Source organism: Streptomyces sp. NPDC040622 (genome assembly GCF_055593965.1).
This window is the reverse complement of sequence record NZ_JBVIXD010000004.1, coordinates 19,582-37,457: the sequence shown is the minus strand read 5'-3', so window position 1 is coordinate 37,457 and position 17,876 is coordinate 19,582. Positions and strand designations below refer to the sequence as shown.

Genomic DNA, 17,876 nt, shown 5'->3' with positions numbered 1-17,876 from the left:
CGCTTGTCGTGGAGGACGCCGGCCCGGCGTCCTCCACCACCACGCAGGCGGCGGGTGCGTCGGAGCGCGGGTGGTGTCCCTGTACGGCAGTCAACCCCTGGCCCATGAGGACGCTTCCCCGGATCAGCGCTCGGAGCGGGGTCCCTTCGACTGGTGCGTCAACGCTCCCAGGGAGAGGCGCTCGGCATCGTCCAGGGCTCGGCGGGCTGTCGCGAAACGGTCCTGAACGCTCGTCGGGTCTGGAGGTTGGTCGGAGGTATCTGACAGTCGCGGCGATTCAGGGAGTACTCCTGCCGTGTTCTCGGACGCCGTGTTCTCGGACTCCGTGTTCCCCGCTCCGGCGGACTCCGCCGCATTCTCCGCTTCACGAGCCTCTTCGAGCGAATTGACGACCACGCCGATCAACAGATTGACCAGCATGAAGGAGCTCAGCAGTACGTAGGAGGCGTAGTACAGGAACGACCATGGAGAGATTTCGAGTCCTGAACGAACCGCTTGTCCGAGGTCGTCGAGCGTCATGAGGATGAACAGCGTGAGTGCCGCTCGCCCGATCGACCCGTAGTGCGCCGGATCGGCACGGGCGAAGCACATCCACCCCACCATCGCGTAGATGTAGAGCACCATGAGGCCGACGGCGAGGAAACCGGCCGCACCGGCCGCGCTCTTCACCAACGCGGTGAGGATGATGCGGATCTGTGGAAGGAACCGGGCCGCTCGCAGGATCCTGAGCAGTCGCAGGACACGCAGCAGCGTGGTGTTGGCGCCAACTGCCGGAACGAGGGCGCAGAGGATCAGGACTGCGTCGAAGATGTTCCAGGGCTCACGAAAGAACTCCTTGGGGTGGTCGGCGTGTGCCAGCGCCCGGAGAACAACCTCAAGCGTGAAGAAGGCGAGAAAAGCGAGCTCCACGGCACGCAGTGAGGCGTGCCACCGCTCGCTCATTCCCGAGTATGTCTCCAGGCCGAGGAGGCCGGAATTCGCGAGGATGACTGTCATCGTCAAGGCGGATAACAGGCGCGATTCCGTGAGAGATCGCACACGTCGCGCGATCTGCTCTCGCCGGGTCACATCCATTCGAAAGGCAAGATGCATCGGTCTACCCGTCTCATGCGCCGCGCAGGAAGAGAAACATCGCATCGCCGTACGAGTCGACGTCAATCAACTCGACGAGTACGGGAGGCGAATACCGGACGAGCCGGTCCTCGGGTCAGTCGACGGGCCGTTTGGCGCGGGGATCGACCCCGTCGAGGACGGGGTAGGGGCGGGAGTAGGTGGCTCCGAGACCATGCGACTGGGAGAGCCGGTCGGCGAAGGCCGCGGCGATGCGCAGTTCGCCGTTGGGGTTGGGGTGGGTACCGTCCCAGGTGTGCTCGTCGGCCCTGAACTCGGCAGCGGTGTCGGCGACGTCGACATCTTCCTCGGCCGCCACTGCCCGGATCCGCTCGTTGGTGGCTTCGACCAGGGCGGCGAAGTCCGGTTCGTCCAGTGCCTTCCGGGTCTCCATCACGGTGCCCACGATGATGCGGACCTCCGGCGCCGCCCGGCGCGCGTTCTGGATGAACTCCCTCAGGTTGTCGGCGAATTGCTGCGGCCGAACGCCGTACCAGAAGAGGTCGTTGATGCCGAGAAGCGCCAGCAGATACGCCGGCTCGTACTCGGTGACCTTGGCGTGAATCTCGTCCTTCTCGGTGAGATAGGGACGGCCCCACTGCGCGTCGTGGTCCCGGTCGAACTCGGGATCGGCATAGGTGTCGTCGTCGTCGCCGACCTCGGCCGTACGGATGTTGTCCAGAGTGGCCTTCGGCCCGACGAGGTCCACGCTGACCCCGTGGTTCTTGAGGTGTTTCCAGAAGAAGTAGCGCCAGGTCCAGTCACCGCTGCTGCCGTGGCTGATGGAATCGCCGACGATCATGATGGCGATGTCGCCTTCCGGTGGCTTCTTCATACTGCCTTCCTTCGGGTTGCGGACGGTGGCTGCCACCCGTGGCCGGGGGTGTACCTGCGGATGACGCGGGCGGGGACTCCGGCGACGACGCAGTGGTCGGGGAAGGTGCCGCGAACGACGGCTCCCCCCGCCACCACGACGTTGCGGCCCAGCTGGGTGCCTGGCAGGACGATGGCGCCTGTGCCCAGCCAGCAGCCGTCGCCGATGGACACCGGATGGTTGACCGGCTGCTGAATGCCGATCGGCCGGTCAGGGTCGTCGAAGGTGTGGTTCTGGTCGGTGATGTACGTGTACGGGGCGATGAACACGTCGTCGCCGATCCGTACCGAGCGATGGCCCACGATGTGGGAGCCCCGGCCGACGGAGCACCTCCGGCCGATCTCGATGATGGGTTCCGTGCCCAGATCCTGTCCGGGCAGGAACCCGGCCGAGATGCTGACCTCGACCCCCACCAAGGTGTCAGCCCCGATGACGATGCACTGTTCGCCGAAGATGGCTCCCGGTGGAAAGGCGAGGCAGGCTCCGTCTCCGAGTTGCGCGAACCGGAATCGCGCCGGCCGGGACGCTGTGACGCGCCCCAGCTCTCCGGCCGCTTTCCACGCGCAATGCACGGCTCCACAGGCGAGGCGGTGGAGCCATTCCCTGATGCGTGACAGGAAATTTCGGGACATGTTTTATGTGCTGCCCAATCAGGGGGAAAAATTCAAAATTGTTTCCTAAACATTCAATGTGGGTAGCGTGTGCTCAAAATTATTCGAACTGAAAGTCAAATGCGAACAAGGGTCTGGCGGACTGGAGTCTGGCCCCGACCCGGGCGAACGTTCGCCGGGTCGACCTGGTTTCCTCGGCATTGCCCGCTCGCACGAGCAGGTGTACGCGCAGAGCACAGGTCAGTGGTCGGCCGCGGCGGTCATCGGAAAGAGCCGTTCTTGAAGAAACGGCCCATGCCACGTGCGAGGGCCGTTCCCGCCGTGAGACTCTTCCTGCACGAGCCCCGAGGTCGACCCGGGGACTCATGCCGGCGCCTTGCTGGCCCTTCTCTAGGACGCCATGCGCCCTACCTGCATGAATGGATAGTTGATCATGTTTCGAACCATGTTCAAGTCCAAGATTCATCGCGCCACGGTGACCCAGGCCGACCTGCACTACGTCGGGTCCGTCACCATCGACGCGGACCTTCTCGACGCCGCCGACCTGCTGCCCGGCGAGCTCGTCCACATCGTCGACGTCACCAACGGCGCCCGCCTGGAGACGTACACGATCGAGGGCGAGCGGGGCAGCGGTGTGATCGGGATCAACGGTGCGGCCGCGCACCTGGTCCACCCCGGCGATAAGGTGATCATCATCAGCTACGCCCAGGTCGAGGACGCCGAGGCGCGGGCGCTGCGGCCGAGGGTCGTGCACGTCGACGAGGGCAATCGCGCGGTGGCTCTCGGGGACGACCCGGCGGAGCCCGTGCCGGGCGCCCCGGACATGGTGCGCAACCCGTCGAGCCGCCGGGTTCCCGCCTGACCACCCCCACGACCGGGCTCGGCACCGCGTGGTGAGGAGTGACGATGAGCGGTATCGACATCCGTGACGATCGGGCCCGGGGAGTACTCGAAGCCGTCGAGGCCGGCGACGGTGCGGACGGTGGAGCCGAGGGCGGTGAAGTCGTCGGGCACATCGTGTACTTCACGCTGGACGCTCCGGAGGCGGCACTCGTGCCGGTGCACACCGAGGTGGACTCCGCCCACGAGGGCAAGGGCATCGCGGGCCGCCTCGCCGGTGAGCTGTACGCCCTCGCGGCCCGGGAGGGCGTGGCCGTCGCGCCCCTGTGCCCGTACGTCGTCACGTGGGCGGAGCGGCACCCCGAGCAGGCGCCGCCCGCCTCCGAGGAACTGCTGCGGGCCGCGCTGGACAAGGTCGAGAAGGACCCTTCGGCGTGGTGACGCTGGCGCTCCTGCACACCTCACCCGTCCACGTGCCCGTCTTCGACGGCCTGCGGGACGCGGACCATCCGGGACTTGAGCTGCGGCACCACGTCGAGGAGGAACTCCTGGCGCGCGCCCGGCGCGAGGGGACGGACGCGGTCGCGCCCGCCGTGCGCTCCGCCCTGGTGCGGGCCGCCGGTGACGGTGCCACTGCCGTGCTCTGCACCTGCTCCACCATCGGGGGAGTGGCGGAGGACGTCGGTGCGGGCGTCGGGGTTCCCGTGCTCCGCGTCGACCGGCCGATGGTGGCCGAGGCCGTCGCCTCGGGCTCCCGGGTCGTCGTGCTCGCCGCCGTCGCCTCCACCGTCGGGCCGACCTCTGAGCTCGTCCGGGAGGAGGCCCGGCGGGCCGGGCGCGACGTGTCGGTGCGGGCCGAGGTCGTCGACGACGAGGTGTGGGCGCTGTTCGAGGCGGGCGACGTCGAGGGGTACGCGCAGGGCGTGGCCAGGGCCGTGCGCGCGGTGCGCGACGTCGACGCCATCGTGCTGGCACAGGCCTCCATGGCGGGGGCTCAAGAGCTCGTTGCCGAGGTCCGGGTGCCGGTGCTCGCCAGCCCCCGACCTGGGCTCGCGGCGGCCGCCGCGCTGGCGGCGAGGTAGCGCCCGCCCTTCGGGTGCCCGCCACGGGCAGGGCACACGGAACCGTGGAAGGCTTGGCTCCGGGGTTGTCGGGTACGCGGGGAGGAGCCGCTGGCGTACCACTGCTGGAGGAGTGCAATGACTCAACCGTTCCCAGATCCCGCGCCGACGCCGGGGCCGGTCAGGCCCTTCCCGGACCCTGATCCCGTGCCGCCGCCGGAGCCGGAGCGGCCCTTCCCGGATCCGGACCCCGTGCCGCGCCCCGAGCCCCGGCCCAGCCCGGACCCGCCGCCGTCCCCGATTCCCCAGCCGCCGGGCCCCGACCCGGCGCCCGAGCCCCAGCCGGGGCCGCTCCGCTGACGGGATCGGTCTCCTCGCGGGGTCGATCTCCGACGTCGAGGGCGTGGGCCCCGGGTCCACGCCCTGCCCCCTCGGTGGGCCGCCGGCCGTCCGGCGATCCCGGCCGGGACAACTCCCTGTCGGCCGAAGATCGGCTGGCATAGCGTGACCTCCTACGTTCCCGTACGAAGGAGGAGCCGCCTCGTGGCCCAATTCGACCTGCCCCTCGACGAACTGCGCCAGTACCGGCCCGACGTGCCCGAGCCCGAGGACTTCGACGCCTTCTGGGAGAAGACGCTGTCGGAGGCCCGCGAACACGGACTCGACGCGCGGTTCGAGCCGGTGGACCTGCCCCTGACGGGCGTGCGGGTCCTGGACGTCACGTACGCCGGGTTCGGCGGGCAGGACGTCAAGGGATGGCTGGTTCTGCCCGCGGACGCCGAAGCGGCGGGGCCGCTGCCCGCGGTCGTCGAGTACATGGGCTACGGAGGCGGACGCGGGCTGCCCCACATGCACCTGCTGTGGGCCGCGGCCGGGTTCGCGCACTTCGTGATGGACACCCGGGGGCAGGGCAGCGCCGGGTGGGCGCAGGGCGACACCCCGGACCCCGTGGGCAGCGGGCCCGCGCACCCCGGGTTCATGACCCGTGGCATCGAGGACCCGCACGACTACTACTACCGGCGCCTGTACGTCGACGCGGTGCGGGCCGTCGAGGCGGTCCGCGCCCATCCGCTGGTGGACGCGGCGCGGGTCGCGGCGCTCGGGGTCAGCCAGGGCGGCGGCCTCACCCTCGCGGTCGGCGGGCTCGTCCCCGACCTGGCCGCCATCGCGCCCGACGTGCCCTTCCTCTGCCACTTCGCGCGTGCCACGACCCTCACGGACCGGCTGCCCTACGCCGAGATCGCCAACTACCTGAAGGCGCGCAGGGACGGCGAGGAGCGCGTCTTTCGGACCCTGTCGTACTTCGACGGCGTGCACTTCGCCGCGCGCGGGCGTGCGCCTGCCCTCTTCTCCACGGCCCTGGCGGACATGGTCTGCCCGCCCTCCACCGTGTTCGCTGCCTTCAACGCGTATGCAGGGAGCGAGCGTTCGATGGAGGTGTACGCCTTCAACGAGCACGAGGGCGGCGGGCCCTACCAGCAGGGAGTCCAACTGCGGTGGCTGAAGGAGCACTTGAGGCACTGACATATTCAACGTCCCCCATGCGCGGGGCTCTTGTCACGGATCGGTCGGACCGGCTAGCTTGCGGCCTTGTCGTGTGACCGCTGTGTGCAATCCGTGATGACGTGCGTCTGAGGGGGCTCCCATGGCCGTTCGGGGTCGGCACCGCCGATATCAGCCGAACCGCATCAACCGCGCGTCGCTGACCGTCACGGCGGGCGGCGCGGGCATGGCGCTCCCGCTGACCGTCGCGGGCACCGCGGGCGCCGCCGACGTCGACACCTGGAACAAGGTGGCGGCCTGCGAGTCCACCAGCAACTGGAGCATCAACACCGGCAACGGCTTCTACGGCGGCCTCCAGTTCAAGCAGTCGACCTGGGAGGCGTACGGCGGCACGGCCTACGCCCCGCGCGCCGACCGGGCCTCGAAGGACCAGCAGATCGCCGTCGCCGAGAAGGTCCTCGACGCGCAGGGCCCCGGGGCCTGGCCGGTCTGCGCGGCGAAGGCCGGACTCGCCAGGGGCGGCGGCACGCCCGACGTCACCCCGGCCAAGGCGCCTGCCAAGCCCGAACGGCCGGGGCGCGACGTCAAGGACGTCAAGCCCGAGGTGACCCCGCAGTCCGCCGCGGGCACCGCCGAGATGTACACGGTCGTCCGCGGCGACACCCTCTCCGGCATCGCGGACGAACGCCGCGTCCGGGGCGGCTGGGAGCGGCTCTACGACACCAACCGGCGCGTCATCGGCGACGACCCCGACCTGATCACGCCGGGCCAGCGGCTCTCGGTCCACGGGCGGGGCGCCACCAAGGAACGGCCCGCCGACCGGGGCAAGGAGCGGACGCAGGACCGCGTCGACGAGCGGGCCCGGCAGCAGGCGGCCGAGAAGCGTGCCGCGGAGAAGCGGGCGGCCGAGAAGCGGGCGGCCGAGAGGAAGGCGGCCGAGAGGAAGGCGGCCGAGAGGAAGGCTGCGGCGGCCGCCGAGAAGAAGCGCGAGAACCCGCGGCCCCAGCAGGCCACGAAGCCACAGGCGGAGAAGAAGGCCTCGCCCGGCGCCTTCGCCCCCGTCGCGGCCTCGCCCAGCACGCCCTACCGGGCGGCGGGCGGTTCCTGGTCGAAGGGCTACCACACGGGCGTCGACTTCCCCGTGGCCACGGGCACCTCCGTGAAGTCCGTCGCCGCGGGCCGCGTCGTCTCCGCCGGCTGGGGCGGCAGCTACGGCTACGAGGTGGTCATCCGGCACGCCGACGGCAAGTACAGCCAGTACGGTCACCTGTCGGCGCTCTCCGTGAAGGCCGGGCAGCAGGTCGTCGCCGGACAGCGCATCGCCCGGTCCGGGTCCACCGGGAACAGCACGGGCCCGCATCTGCACTTCGAGGTCCGCACCGGGCCCGGCTTCGGCTCCGACGTCGATCCGCTGGCGTATCTGCGGGCACGCGGGGTGCGGATCTGACGCGGATCTGACGACGGCGCCCTCACCGATCCGGCGGGGGCGCCTCACCGCGGCTCACGCGGGTCAGGAGCCGATGCGCTCGCGCCGCCGCTGCCGCGGCCGGACCCGGTGGTGCGTCGCGGTCGGCTGCTGTGACGGCACCGCGGGGAGCGCGTCGGCGGCGGGACGGGCCCCGGGCCCGTCCGTCGCGTCGGAGGCCGCCACAGGCCCCGCAGGACGCGCGGACGGGCCGCCGTGCGTGGCCGGACGCCCCTCGGCCACGGTCGTGGTGGCCGTCGACGTCTCGCGGGCGATCCGCTCCGTGGTCAGCAGGATCAGACCGCAGGCGGCGACGACGCCACAGCCCAGGGCCAGCACGGTGCCCGTGGCGCCGTGCCGGAAGGATTCTCCGAAGAGGGTCAGGCCGACCGCCGCCGCGACCACCGGATTCACGACGGTCACCGTCGACAGCGGCGCCGCGAGGCCCGCGCCCCGGTAGGAGGCCTGCGAGAGCAGCACACCGGCCGCCGCGAGGACCGCGATCACGCCGAGACTCGGCAGCTGCTCGACGAGCGCGACCTCGCGGTCCCAGTCCACCGCCACCGTCTTCGTGAACACCGAGGCGATGCCGAAGGCCGCACCGGCCGCGCACGCCAGGAGCACGCTGCGCACCACCGGGTGCCGGTGCGCGGCGTGCGCCGCCACCATCAGGGCGAGCACGCCGCCGCCCGTGATGAGGCCGAGCACGAGGCGCTCGGGACCGGTCAGGGTCTGGGAGTCCGACGACGAGGTGAGCGAGAGGAGTCCGGCGAGGCCCACCGTCGCCATGAGCGCGCCGCGCCAGGCGGTGGCCCCGGCCCGGCGCCCGACGAACACGGCCGCCATGGGCAGGGCGAAGACGATGGTCAGCGCGCCGAGCGGCTGGACCACGCTCAGGGGGCCGTAGGCGAGCGCGACCACGTGCAGGAGGGCGCCGAGGCCGTTCAGGGCGATCGCGATCCACCAGGCGCCGCGGCGCATCGGTGCGTATCCCTGCCCCGGTGTCGTCGCCGCCACGCGCTCCTGCAGGATCGCCCCGCCCGCGTAGGCCACGGCTGAGACGAGGGAGAGCAGCACGGACAGTGCCAAAGCACTCATGAGGTGCTCCGCTGGGTGCGGTGCGTCCGGTGATCCCGGACCGGCGATCGGTCTGCTTCCATGATGACAACGATGACGCCGAAATGCCTCCGCGTCGTCGTACCTGAGCAGGCAATCGGTCCTACTACCGATGGAGTACGACCTTGGCGATGTCCTCCCCAAGAGGGGTTACCAATCGGGCGCGGAGAGTGACCCCTTAGGGCACCCCAGGGTCGGCCGGCGCGCCGCGACTTGCTGTACTTCTGTCGTGACCACCCTCATCGACCTGGCAGAACTCGGCTCCGTCGGCGGATTCTTCGCCCTGCGCGCGGACCCGCCGCCCCGCGGCGCCCGGCCCCTCTCCGAGGTGTACGCGGCACCGGAACCCGGTGATCCGATCGGTTTCCGCGTGGCGAAGGTCGCAGGTCGGCTCGGCGCCCCGGAGGACCGCATCGCCGTGTCCGTGGCCCAGCTGGGGCTCGCCGCCCGGCTCTGGTCCGTGGCGCTCGGCTCCGCCGCACTCTACGGCCGCGTGCCCGACCTCGACCCCGCCCTGCTGCACTGGGACGCCGACGGCACCTCGCCCGACGACCTGTGGCTGACCGGCGTACGCACGCTGCCGGGCGACGCGGCGACCGTACGGGAGGTCGTGCTGGACGGCCATCTGGCGCCGCTCTCCGAGGCGTTGCGCGCCCGCCACCGGGTGTCCGCCGCGCTGCTGCGGGGCAACGCGGGCTCCGCGCTCGCCGGCGCCGCCCGTGAACTGCACGGCTGGGCAGGACGATCGGGGCGCACGGAGGCCGGCGAACGGGCCCTCGGCCTGGCCGCCGAACTCTTCGGCCACCCCGGCCTGCGCGACACCGGCACCCTGCGCGGCACGGCCTTCCGGCGCCGCAGCTGCTGCCTCTACTACCGCTGCCCCGGCGGCGGGCTGTGCGGCGACTGCTGCTTCGAGCGCCCGCCGCAGCGGTCTTCCCCCGAGGCGCCGTCTGGGTGACCATGAGGTGGCGCGGCCGGCATCGGACGGACGACGGAGGGTGCTACGTGAAGGTGGGGCTGCTCACCCGGGAGTATCCACCGGACGTCTACGGCGGAGCCGGCGTCCATGTCGAGTTCCTCGCACGGGAGTTGCGCTCCCTCACCGACCTCGACGTGCACTGCTGGGGACAGGGCGCGGCGGACGGCCTGGTGCGCCACGGCGCATGGCCCGCGCTGGACGGCGCCAACGACGCGCTGCGGACCTTCTCCGTCGACCTGTCCATGGCGGCGGCCCTCACCGGGTGCGAGGTGATCCACTCCCACACCTGGTACGCCGGCCTCGCCGGCCACATCGGCAAGCTCCTGCACGGCGTACCGCACGTCATGACCGCGCACTCCCTGGAGCCGCTGCGCCCCTGGAAGGCCGAGCAACTGGGCGGCGGATACGCCCTGTCGAGCTGGGCGGAGCGCACCGCGGCCGAGGCCGCCGACGCGGTCGTCGCGGTGTCCGGGGCGATGCGCGAGGACATCCTCGCCTGCTATCCGGCCGTCGACCCGGCCAAGGTCCACGTCGTGCACAACGGCATCGACACGGAGCTGTACCGGCCCGACCCCGAGACCGACGTCCTTGACCGGCTCGGCATCGACCTCGGCCGGCCCTACGTCCTCTTCGTCGGCCGCATCACCCGGCAGAAGGGCGTACCCCATCTGCTGCGCGCCGCACGGCGGTTGGACCGAGACGTCCAGCTCGTCCTGTGCGCGGGAGCCCCCGACACCCCCGAGATCGACAGAGAGTTCCGCACGCTCTTCGAGGAGCTGAGCCGGACCCGCGCGGGCGTCCAGTGGATCCCCGAGATGCTGCCGCGCCCCGAGATCGTCCAACTCCTCACCCACGCTGCCGTGTTCGTGTGCCCCTCCGTCTACGAGCCGCTGGGCATCGTCAACCTGGAGGCGATGGCGTGCGGCACCGCTGTCGTCGCCTCACGGATCGGCGGCATCCCCGAAGTGGTCAGCGACGGCACGACGGGGCTCCTCGTCCCGTACCGGGAGAGCGACCCAGAGGACTTCGAGCACGACCTCGGGCTGCTCCTCAACAGGCTGGCCACCGACCCCGAACGGGCCGGGGCCATGGGCGCGGCCGGGCGCCACCGGGCCCTCAGGGAGTTCGGCTGGGACACGGTCGCCCGGCGCACGGTCGAGGTGTACGAGGAGATCCTGCACGCCGACAGATAGCCGACAAGTAGGAGGCCGGTATGCGCGGTGGACCCTCGGTGCTCGGAATCGTGCTCGCCGGCGGGGAGGGGAAGCGGCTGATGCCGCTCACCGCCGACCGGGCCAAACCAGCGGTCACGTTCGGCGGCACCTACCGCCTCGTCGACTTCGTGCTCTCCAACCTCGTCAACGCCGACATCCTGCGCATCTGCGTCCTGACGCAGTACAAGTCGCACTCGCTGGACCGCCATGTGTCCAAGACCTGGCGCATGTCGAGCCTGCTGGGCAACTACGTCACGCCCGTGCCCGCCCAGCAGCGCCTGGGCCCGCGCTGGTACCTGGGCAGCGCCGACGCCATCCTGCAGTCCCTCAACCTCGTCCATGACGAACAGCCCGACTACATCGCGGTGTTCGGCGCCGACCACGTCTACCGCATGGACCCGCGCCAGATGCTCCAGCAGCACATCGAGAACGGTGCCGCGGTGACCGTCGCAGGGATCCGGGTGCCGCGCGCGGAGGCGTCCTCGTTCGGCATCATCACGCCCGCCCGCGACGGGACGAAGGTCGAGCGCTTCCTGGAGAAACCGACCGATCCGCCGGGCCTGCCCGGCGCCCCGAACCAGGTCTACGCCTCCATGGGCAACTACCTCTTCACCACCAAGACCCTCCTCGACGCCCTCCAGCAGGACGCCGAGGACGAGGACTCGGCGCACGACATGGGCGGCTCGATCCTGCCGCTGCTGACCGGGCGCGGCATGGCCCAGGTGTACGACTTCGACGGCAACCACGTCCCCGGCGAGACCCCGCGCGACCACGGCTACTGGCGTGACGTCGGCACCCTCGACTCGTACTACGAAGCCCACATGGACCTGATCTCCGACCATCCCGTCTTCAACCTGGACAACCGCCGCTGGCCCATCTACACGTACTCCGGCGGCCTGCCGCCCGCCAAGTTCTGCGCGGGCGGCATCGCGGGCGAGTCGATCGTCAGCCCCGGCAGCGTCATCCGCGGCCAGGTCACCCGCTCCGTCCTCTCACCCGGCGTGACCGTCGAGGAGGGCGCGGTCGTCCAGGGTTCCGTGCTGCACGACAACGTCCGCATCGGGCGGGGAGCCGTGGTGCGCGGCGCCGTCCTCGACAAGAACGTCGACGTGCCGCCGGGCGCCACCATCGGCGTCAACCCGGAGCGGGACGAGGAGCTCTACACGGTGTCGCCCGGCGGGGTGATCGCGCTGGGCAAGGGGCAGATCGTGCCCCTCTGAGCGGCCGCCGCGGGGCAGGCGCCGCTCACAGCACCCGGCGCCTGCGCCCCAGCCACGTCTGCGCGATCACCACCACCGCGAGGAATGCGCCACTGACCACCTGCTGGTAGGCCGAGTCGAGCGAGCCGATCTGGTTGATGACGTTCTGGATCACCTTCAGGAGCAGCACACCGACCAGCGACCCGCTGATGAAGCCGAACCCGCCGGTGAGCAGCGTGCCGCCGATGACGACCGCGGAGATCGCCTCCAGCTCCATGCCGGAGCCGAGGATCGTCACCCCGGAGACCAGCCAGGCCGCGTTGAGCGCCCCGGCGAGCCCGGCGCAGAGCCCCGACACCGTGTAGACGGCGATCTTCGTACGGGCCACCGGCGCGCCCATCAGCGCCGCCGCGTCCTCGTTGCCGCCGACCGCGTACACGTACTGGCCGAACCGGGTGCGGCGCAGCACCACCGCGCCCGCGACGAACAGGGCGACCGTGATCCACACCGGGGCGCCGATGCCGAGCACCTTGCCCTGGCCGAGCGTCGCGAAGAACGAGTCCTTGTCGACGAGGTACGTCGTGGAACCCTCGTCCGTGACCGACAGCAGGATGCCGCGCGCACCCAGCATCGCCGCGAGCGTCACGATGAACGGCGCGAGCCGGGAGCGGGCGATCAGCAGCCCGTTGACCAGGCCGATGAGCCCGCACACGGCGAGCGGCAGGAGCAGCGCCACGGCCGTGCCGTACTGGGACCCCCACGCGGCGAGCACCCCGCCGAGCGCGAACAGCGAGCCCACGGAGAGGTCGATGCCGCCGGTGACGATGACGAAGGTCATGCCGAGGGCGACCACCGCGAGGAACGCGGAGGACACCGCCATGTTCTGCAGGTTGTCACCGGTCAGGAACGTGTCGAAGCCGATCGACGCGGCGACCACCGCGACCAGCAGGGTGACCAGTGCGCCGTGCTGCTGGGCCAGCGCGCTGAGCCGCTCGGACCGGGAGGGCCCCGCGGCCGGCTCTTCCTCGGCGACCTTGCTCATGGGGTCCGCCGGACTCCTCGTGTCGGTGGTCATCGCTTGCCCCTCTCGCGTGCCGCGTAGACCGCGAGGACGATCACCACGGCCTGGGCGATCTGTGTCCACGACGGCGGCAGGTCGTGCTTGATGAGGGTGGCCGTGAGCAGCTGGATCAGGACGGCGCCCGCCACCGTGCCGCCGATCCGCACGCGCCCGCCGCTCAGCGGTGTGCCGCCGACCACCACCGCGGTGATGGCGGAGAGTTCCATGAGATTGCCCAGCGACGTCGGGTCGCTCGCGCTCAGGCGGGCTGTCGCCAGGACGCCGGCGAGCGCGGCCAGGGCGCCGGAGACGACGTACACGATGATGAGCACGCGGCGCACCGGCAGTCCCGCGAGCAGCGCGGCGGGCCGGCTGTCGCCGATGGCGAGGAGCTGCCTGCCGAACGTGGTGCGGCGCACGACGAAGGCGACGAGCACCGCGAGGCCCGCCGCGATCAGCACCAGATAGGGAATGCCGAGCACGTCGCCGGAGCCGAGCGAGGCCATGGTCGGGTCGCGGACGTCCTTGAGCTGGGGGAGCAGGACCAGGGCGAGGCCCCGGCCCGCGACCATCAGCGCGAGCGTCGCGACGATGGGCTGGACGCCGACGAGTGCGATGAGCGAGCCGTTGGCCACGCCGACCGCCATGCCGCCCAGCACCGCCGCCGCCAGGGCGATCCACATCCCGTAGCCGAGGTAGAGGGAGACGAGGGAGGTGGACAGCGCCATCACCGAGCCGACGGAGAGGTCGACGCCCTCGCTGCCGATGGCCAGGGCCATCCCGAGGGCCACGACCAGGACGGGGGCGACCTGGACGGCCTGGGTGCGGAAGTTCTCGCCGGACAGGAAGTGCGGGGTGAAGAGGATGTTGACGAGGAGGAGGACGGCGACGCCGAGGTAGACGCCGTAGTCCTGCAGGAGGCGCAGCACGCGCTCCCGGTCACGAGGGGCCGTGCCGCTGTCCGGCGGTGGTCCCGCGGGGACGGCGAGCGCGGTGGGGGAGTGGTCAGTCACCGCGGCCTCCGGTGGTGGTCGGTGCGGCGGCGATGGCGCGGAGCAGGCGGTCCTCGGTGACCTCGGTGCCGGTGAGTTCCTCCACCACCGCGCCGTCCTTGAGGACGACGACCCGGTCCGATCCCTCGATCAGTTCCTCCATGTCCGAGGAGATCAGCAGGACGCCGAGACCATCGGTCGCCAACTCGTCGATCAGGCCCTGCACTTCGGCCTTCGCGCCGATGTCGATGCCGCGGGTCGGTTCGTCGAGCAGCAGTACTTTGGGGTGCATCGCGAGCCAGCGGGCCAGAAGTACTTTCTGCTGGTTGCCGCCGGAGAGCTCCCCGACCTTCTGGTGCGGGCTCGACGCCTTGATCCGCAGCCGCTTCATGAAGGTGTCCACGATCGCGTCGATGCGGTCCTCGTGCACCAGGCCGAAGCGGGACAGGCGCGGCAGCGCGGCCAGCGCGATGTTCTCGCGGACCGAGAGGCCGGGGACGATGCCCTCCGCCTTGCGGTCCTCGGGGAGCAGGCTGATGCCGGCGCGGATGGCGGCCGGTGTGGAGCCGGTGCGGATCCGCGAGCCCGCCAGGACGACGCGCCCGGAGTCGGGAGGCAGTGCGCCGGCGATGGCCTTCGCCGTCTCGCTGCGGCCCGAGCCGAGCAGCCCGCCGAGGCCCACGACCTCTCCGGGCCGGATGGTGAGGGACACCTTGTCCAGCTGGTGGCGGACGGTCAACTCCTCGGCACGCAACACTGGTTCGGAGTCCGTCTCGTGCTCTCCGGTGAACTGGGTGAGCCCCTCGTCCTGTACGGTCTCGATCTCGCGGCCGAGCATCAGCGCCACCAGGCGCAGCCGGTCGAGCTCGGCCAGCCGGCCCGTGTGCACCACCTTGCCGTCGCGCAGAACCGTGACCGCGTCGCACACCTCGTACAGCTCGTCCAGGCGGTGGCTGACGTAGATCACCGCGATGCCGCGCTCGCGCAGCATGCGGATCACGCCGAACAGGGTGCGCACCTCGCGGGGTTCGAGCGAGGACGTCGGCTCGTCCATCACGACGACGCGCGCGTCCACCGAGACCGCACGGGCCAGGGCCACCATCTGCTGGGCGCCGACGCCGAGTTCGCGCAGGGGGCGGCGCACGTCGACCCGGACCCCGAGCCCCCGCAGCGCCTCGTCGGCCTCGCGGTGCATCCGCCCGAAGTCGATCAGGCCGAGCCGGCCGCGTGGTTCGCGGCCCAGGAAGAGGTTGCGGGCCACGCTCATCAGGGGGACGAGGTTGACCTCCTGGTAGATGGTGGAGATGCCCGCGTGCTGCGCCTCCAGCGGGGTGGAGAACGACACGGGGCGGCCGTCGTACGTCAGGTCGCCCGTGTCCGGCCGGTACACCCCCGTCAGGACCTTGATGAGCGTGGACTTGCCCGCGCCGTTCTCGCCGATCAGCGCGTGCACCTCGCCCGCGCGCGCCGTGAAGTCGACCGCGTCCAGGGCGCGCACGCCCGGGAACGTCTTGGTCAGACCGGTGACTGACAGCATGTCAGTAGGCCTTGCCCAGGTCCGCCTTGGCGTTGTCCTTGGTGTAGGCGCTGTCCTTGATAACGATGTCAGGTGCCACCTTCTGCCCCTTGGTGAAGGTGTCCAGGGTCTGGAAGGCGAGCGGGCCGAAGCGCGGGTTGGACTCGATGACACCGTCGATCCAGCCGTCGACGATGCCGCGCACGGCGCCCTTGGTGCCGTCGATCGTCACGATCTTCACGTCGCCGGGCTTCTTGCCCGCGCCCTTGAGCGCGTTCATGGCGCCGAGGCCCATCTCGTCGTTCTCGGCGTAGATCCCGGTGATGTCGGGCTTGGACTGGATCAGCTGCTCGGTGACCTGCTGGCCCTTCTCCCGCGCGAACTCGCCGGTCTGCTTGAAGACGACCTTCAGGTTCGGGGCCTTCTCCTTGATGCGCTGCTCGAAGCCCTTGGTGCGCTCGGTGGTGACGTTGTTGCCCGCGGCGCCGAGCAGGATCGCGATCTTTCCCTTGCCGCCCGTCGCCTCGATCATGCGGTCGGCGGCGCGCTCGCCCTGCGTGACGAAGTCGGAGCCGATGAAGCTGACGTAGTCCTTGCAGGCGGTCGCGTTGATCTTCCGGTCGATGGTGACGATCGGTATGTGCTTGGCGCCGGCGGCCCGCAGCACCGGCTCCCAGCCGTCCGAGTTCAGCGGGGCGATGACGAGGACGTCGGCGCCCTTGGCGATGAGGTCCTGCACGTCGCTGATCTGCTTGGAGAACTGCGACTGGGCGTTGGCGGTGAGCAGCTTGACGCCGCGCTTCTTCGCCTCGGCCCGCATGGAGGCCGTCTCCGCGATGCGGAAGGGGTTGGCCTCCTTCTCGGACTGGGAGAAGCCCACGGTGGCCGATTTCAGGTCGAGCTTCTTGCCGCCGTACGCGTCGACCCCGCAGGTCTTGCCGCTGCCCCCGCCCTCGGAGGAGACCTCCTGCCCGGCATCGCTCTGCTCCTGCGAGGAGGCGCTGTCGCCGCCGGAGTCGTCGTCCTCGGACTTCGCGCAGCCGGCAGTGAAGACGAGGCCGGCGGTGAGGCCGGCGGCGACGAGGGTTCTTGCTGAGGTACGGCTGAGGAGTGTGGTCGGCTTCATCGAAGTCCCCAAACGGCACGGCCCCGGCACTGAGAGCGCTCACGGGAGAGATGGCACTTACGGTCAACTCGGCGTTACGGGGAGCTTTTTACATCGTTGAAAGAGGCCTGTAAACCCTCCGCGCATTCTTCGCCGACCGGCGGGGCCCCGCGCACGCGAGGTGTCCGCTCAGCGTCTGCCCAGCGTGCTCTCCCGCTCGACCAGGCGGAAGTCCGCGGTGAGTTCACGTCCTGCGGGCTCGTCCGGGTGCGCCAGGCTGTGCAGCAGCGACTCCACCGAGAGACGTGCGATGGCCTGCTTGTCCGGCGCCACCGTGGTGAGTGTGACGGCTCCGAACTGTCCCTCCGCGATGTCGTCGAACCCCACCACCGCCACGTCCCACGGCACGCGAAGACCGCGCTCGTGCAGTACCCGCATCGCACCGATCGCCACCAGGTCGTTGTACGCGAACACCGCGTCCGGCCGCACCCCCGCGTCCAGCATCCGTGCCATCGCCTTCGCCCCGTCCCACCGGTCCCAGCCGCCGACCGGGCCCACCAGGGACTCGGGTGCGGCGATCCCGGCGGACGTCAACTCCTCGCGCCATCCGGCGAGTCGCAGGTGGGCGGGCCTGTTCGCGGAGTCCGTGCGGGCGCCCAGGAAGGCGATCGTGGTGCGGCCGCGGCCGATGAGGTGGCGCACCGCGGTGCGGCTCGCCGCGACGTTGTCGATGGCGATGTGGTCGTGGGGAAGGTCGTACTGGCGCTCGCCGAGCAGCACCAGCGGCACGTCGTCCTCGCGCCCGCGCAGATCCTCCGCGTCCAGCTCGAGCGGGCTGAGGATCAGGCCGTCGATGACCCGGGCCCGGAAGCCCTGGCTGACGAGCACCTCCTGCTCACGGGTGCCCTGGGTGTGGTCGAGGAGGACGGTGAAGTCGTGCTCGGCCGCGGCGTCGATGACCGCGCCGGCGAGTTCGGCGAAGTACGGGTTGCCGAGCTCGGGGACGGCGAGCGCGATGATGCCCGTACGCCCCTTCCGCAGATGACGTGCCGTCAAGTTCGGGCGGTAGCCGAGCTCGTCGATGGCCTCCTGCACGCGGGCCCGCATCGCCGGGGTGACGTGCTGATACTTGTTCACCACGTTCGAGACGGTCTTGATGGAGACGCCCGCGTGCTCCGCGACGTCCTTGAGGCTTACCCGCACCTGATCTCCCTGCGTCGGTGGCCGCCCC

General features: G+C 70.8%; 17 protein-coding genes. 8 read left to right on the top strand and 9 right to left on the bottom strand.

Going from position 1 to position 17,876, the window contains the following annotated elements; translation table 11 throughout:
- Positions 1-123: 123 nt before the first annotated feature.
- From ACZ592_RS12265 to ACZ592_RS12255, 3 genes are all read right to left on the bottom strand, one after another.
- Positions 124-996: an ion transporter gene (locus ACZ592_RS12265; RefSeq protein ID WP_471581455.1), complete on the bottom strand. Its 873-nt coding sequence runs from the start codon at positions 994-996 to the stop codon at positions 124-126.
- Between the two features lie 211 nt (positions 997-1,207).
- Complete coding sequence (locus tag ACZ592_RS12260; protein WP_471581454.1) at positions 1,208-1,945, bottom strand: SGNH/GDSL hydrolase family protein; 738 nt, start codon at positions 1,943-1,945, stop codon at positions 1,208-1,210.
- Positions 1,942-2,397, bottom strand: a complete 456-nt coding sequence (locus ACZ592_RS12255) for an acyltransferase (protein WP_471581911.1) — start codon at positions 2,395-2,397, stop codon at positions 1,942-1,944. Before ACZ592_RS12255 ends, ACZ592_RS12260 begins: the two co-directional genes overlap by 4 nt.
- A 631-nt stretch (positions 2,398-3,028) precedes the next feature.
- On the opposite strand from ACZ592_RS12255, the gene panD reads away from it, so the two are divergent.
- The 5 genes from panD (at position 3,029) to ACZ592_RS12230 (ending at position 7,446) form a co-directional block, all read left to right on the top strand.
- Entirely contained in the window at positions 3,029-3,457 is a 429-nt protein-coding gene (gene panD / locus ACZ592_RS12250; RefSeq protein ID WP_471581453.1) for an aspartate 1-decarboxylase, read from the top strand.
- A gap of 44 nt (positions 3,458-3,501) precedes the next feature.
- A complete protein-coding gene (locus ACZ592_RS12245; RefSeq protein WP_471581452.1) occupies positions 3,502-3,876 on the top strand; it encodes a GNAT family N-acetyltransferase in 375 nt (124 codons plus the stop codon).
- Complete coding sequence (locus ACZ592_RS12240; protein WP_471581910.1) at positions 3,873-4,517, top strand: aspartate/glutamate racemase family protein; 645 nt, start codon at positions 3,873-3,875, stop codon at positions 4,515-4,517. Before ACZ592_RS12245 ends, ACZ592_RS12240 begins: the two co-directional genes overlap by 4 nt.
- Before the next feature lie 522 nt (positions 4,518-5,039).
- Positions 5,040-6,020 (top strand): acetylxylan esterase, encoded by a 981-nt coding sequence (locus tag ACZ592_RS12235; RefSeq protein WP_471581451.1) that lies wholly within the window; start codon positions 5,040-5,042, stop codon positions 6,018-6,020.
- A 121-nt stretch (positions 6,021-6,141) separates the two neighbouring features.
- Entirely contained in the window at positions 6,142-7,446 is a 1,305-nt protein-coding gene (locus tag ACZ592_RS12230; RefSeq protein WP_471581450.1) for a transglycosylase family protein, read from the top strand.
- Positions 7,447-7,509: 63 nt separating this feature from the next.
- Here the strand turns inward: ACZ592_RS12230 and ACZ592_RS12225 are convergent, their stop codons facing one another.
- Positions 7,510-8,562 (bottom strand): DMT family transporter, encoded by a 1,053-nt coding sequence (locus ACZ592_RS12225; RefSeq protein WP_471581449.1) that lies wholly within the window; start codon positions 8,560-8,562, stop codon positions 7,510-7,512.
- A gap of 247 nt (positions 8,563-8,809) precedes the next feature.
- Here ACZ592_RS12225 and ACZ592_RS12220 point away from each other — a divergent pair, with 247 nt between their 5' ends.
- From ACZ592_RS12220 to glgC, 3 genes are read left to right on the top strand one after another with little or no spacing between them, the layout of a single operon-like run.
- Positions 8,810-9,538 carry a (2Fe-2S)-binding protein gene (locus ACZ592_RS12220; protein WP_471581448.1) on the top strand — a complete coding sequence of 243 codons (729 nt, stop codon included), beginning with the start codon at positions 8,810-8,812 and terminating at the stop codon, positions 9,536-9,538.
- A 47-nt stretch (positions 9,539-9,585) separates the two neighbouring features.
- Entirely contained in the window at positions 9,586-10,752 is a 1,167-nt protein-coding gene (gene glgA / locus ACZ592_RS12215) for a glycogen synthase (RefSeq protein WP_471581447.1), read from the top strand.
- A gap of 20 nt (positions 10,753-10,772) precedes the next feature.
- On the top strand, positions 10,773-11,993 hold the full coding sequence (glgC, locus tag ACZ592_RS12210) for a glucose-1-phosphate adenylyltransferase (RefSeq protein ID WP_471581446.1): 1,221 nt from the start codon (positions 10,773-10,775) through the stop codon (positions 11,991-11,993).
- A 25-nt stretch (positions 11,994-12,018) separates the two neighbouring features.
- Here the strand turns inward: glgC and ACZ592_RS12205 are convergent, their stop codons facing one another.
- From ACZ592_RS12205 to ACZ592_RS12185, 5 genes are all read right to left on the bottom strand, one after another.
- Positions 12,019-13,014, bottom strand: a complete 996-nt coding sequence (locus ACZ592_RS12205) for an ABC transporter permease (RefSeq protein ID WP_471581909.1) — start codon at positions 13,012-13,014, stop codon at positions 12,019-12,021.
- A 29-nt stretch (positions 13,015-13,043) separates the two neighbouring features.
- Entirely contained in the window at positions 13,044-13,961 is a 918-nt protein-coding gene (locus ACZ592_RS12200; RefSeq protein WP_471581908.1) for an ABC transporter permease, read from the bottom strand.
- Between the two features lie 76 nt (positions 13,962-14,037).
- Positions 14,038-15,561, bottom strand: coding sequence for a sugar ABC transporter ATP-binding protein (locus tag ACZ592_RS12195; protein ID WP_471581445.1), 1,524 nt, complete (start codon positions 15,559-15,561; stop codon positions 14,038-14,040).
- 1 nt (position 15,562) lies between these two features.
- Entirely contained in the window at positions 15,563-16,666 is a 1,104-nt protein-coding gene (locus tag ACZ592_RS12190) for an ABC transporter substrate-binding protein (RefSeq protein WP_471581444.1), read from the bottom strand.
- 168 nt (positions 16,667-16,834) lie between these two features.
- Positions 16,835-17,848, bottom strand: coding sequence for a LacI family DNA-binding transcriptional regulator (locus ACZ592_RS12185; RefSeq protein ID WP_471581443.1), 1,014 nt, complete (start codon positions 17,846-17,848; stop codon positions 16,835-16,837).
- Between the last annotated feature and the right edge of the window lie 28 nt (positions 17,849-17,876).

What these genes read in the sequence shown, in the direction of transcription:
- ACZ592_RS12195 (WP_471581445.1), bottom strand. Translation starts at nt 15,561, where the DNA reads ATGCTGTCAGTCACCGGTCTGACCAAGACGTTCCCGGGCGTGCGCGCC.
- ACZ592_RS12190 (WP_471581444.1), bottom strand. Translation starts at nt 16,666, where the DNA reads ATGAAGCCGACCACACTCCTCAGCCGTACCTCAGCAAGAACCCTCGTC.
- ACZ592_RS12230 (WP_471581450.1), top strand. Translation starts at nt 6,142, where the DNA reads ATGGCCGTTCGGGGTCGGCACCGCCGATATCAGCCGAACCGCATCAAC.
- ACZ592_RS12225 (WP_471581449.1), bottom strand. Translation starts at nt 8,562, where the DNA reads ATGAGTGCTTTGGCACTGTCCGTGCTGCTCTCCCTCGTCTCAGCCGTG.
- ACZ592_RS12205 (WP_471581909.1), bottom strand. Translation starts at nt 13,014, where the DNA reads ATGAGCAAGGTCGCCGAGGAAGAGCCGGCCGCGGGGCCCTCCCGGTCC.
- panD (WP_471581453.1), top strand. Translation starts at nt 3,029, where the DNA reads ATGTTTCGAACCATGTTCAAGTCCAAGATTCATCGCGCCACGGTGACC.
- glgC (WP_471581446.1), top strand. Translation starts at nt 10,773, where the DNA reads ATGCGCGGTGGACCCTCGGTGCTCGGAATCGTGCTCGCCGGCGGGGAG.
- ACZ592_RS12265 (WP_471581455.1), bottom strand. Translation starts at nt 996, where the DNA reads ATGACAGTCATCCTCGCGAATTCCGGCCTCCTCGGCCTGGAGACATAC.
- ACZ592_RS12245 (WP_471581452.1), top strand. Translation starts at nt 3,502, where the DNA reads ATGAGCGGTATCGACATCCGTGACGATCGGGCCCGGGGAGTACTCGAA.
- ACZ592_RS12260 (WP_471581454.1), bottom strand. Translation starts at nt 1,945, where the DNA reads ATGAAGAAGCCACCGGAAGGCGACATCGCCATCATGATCGTCGGCGAT.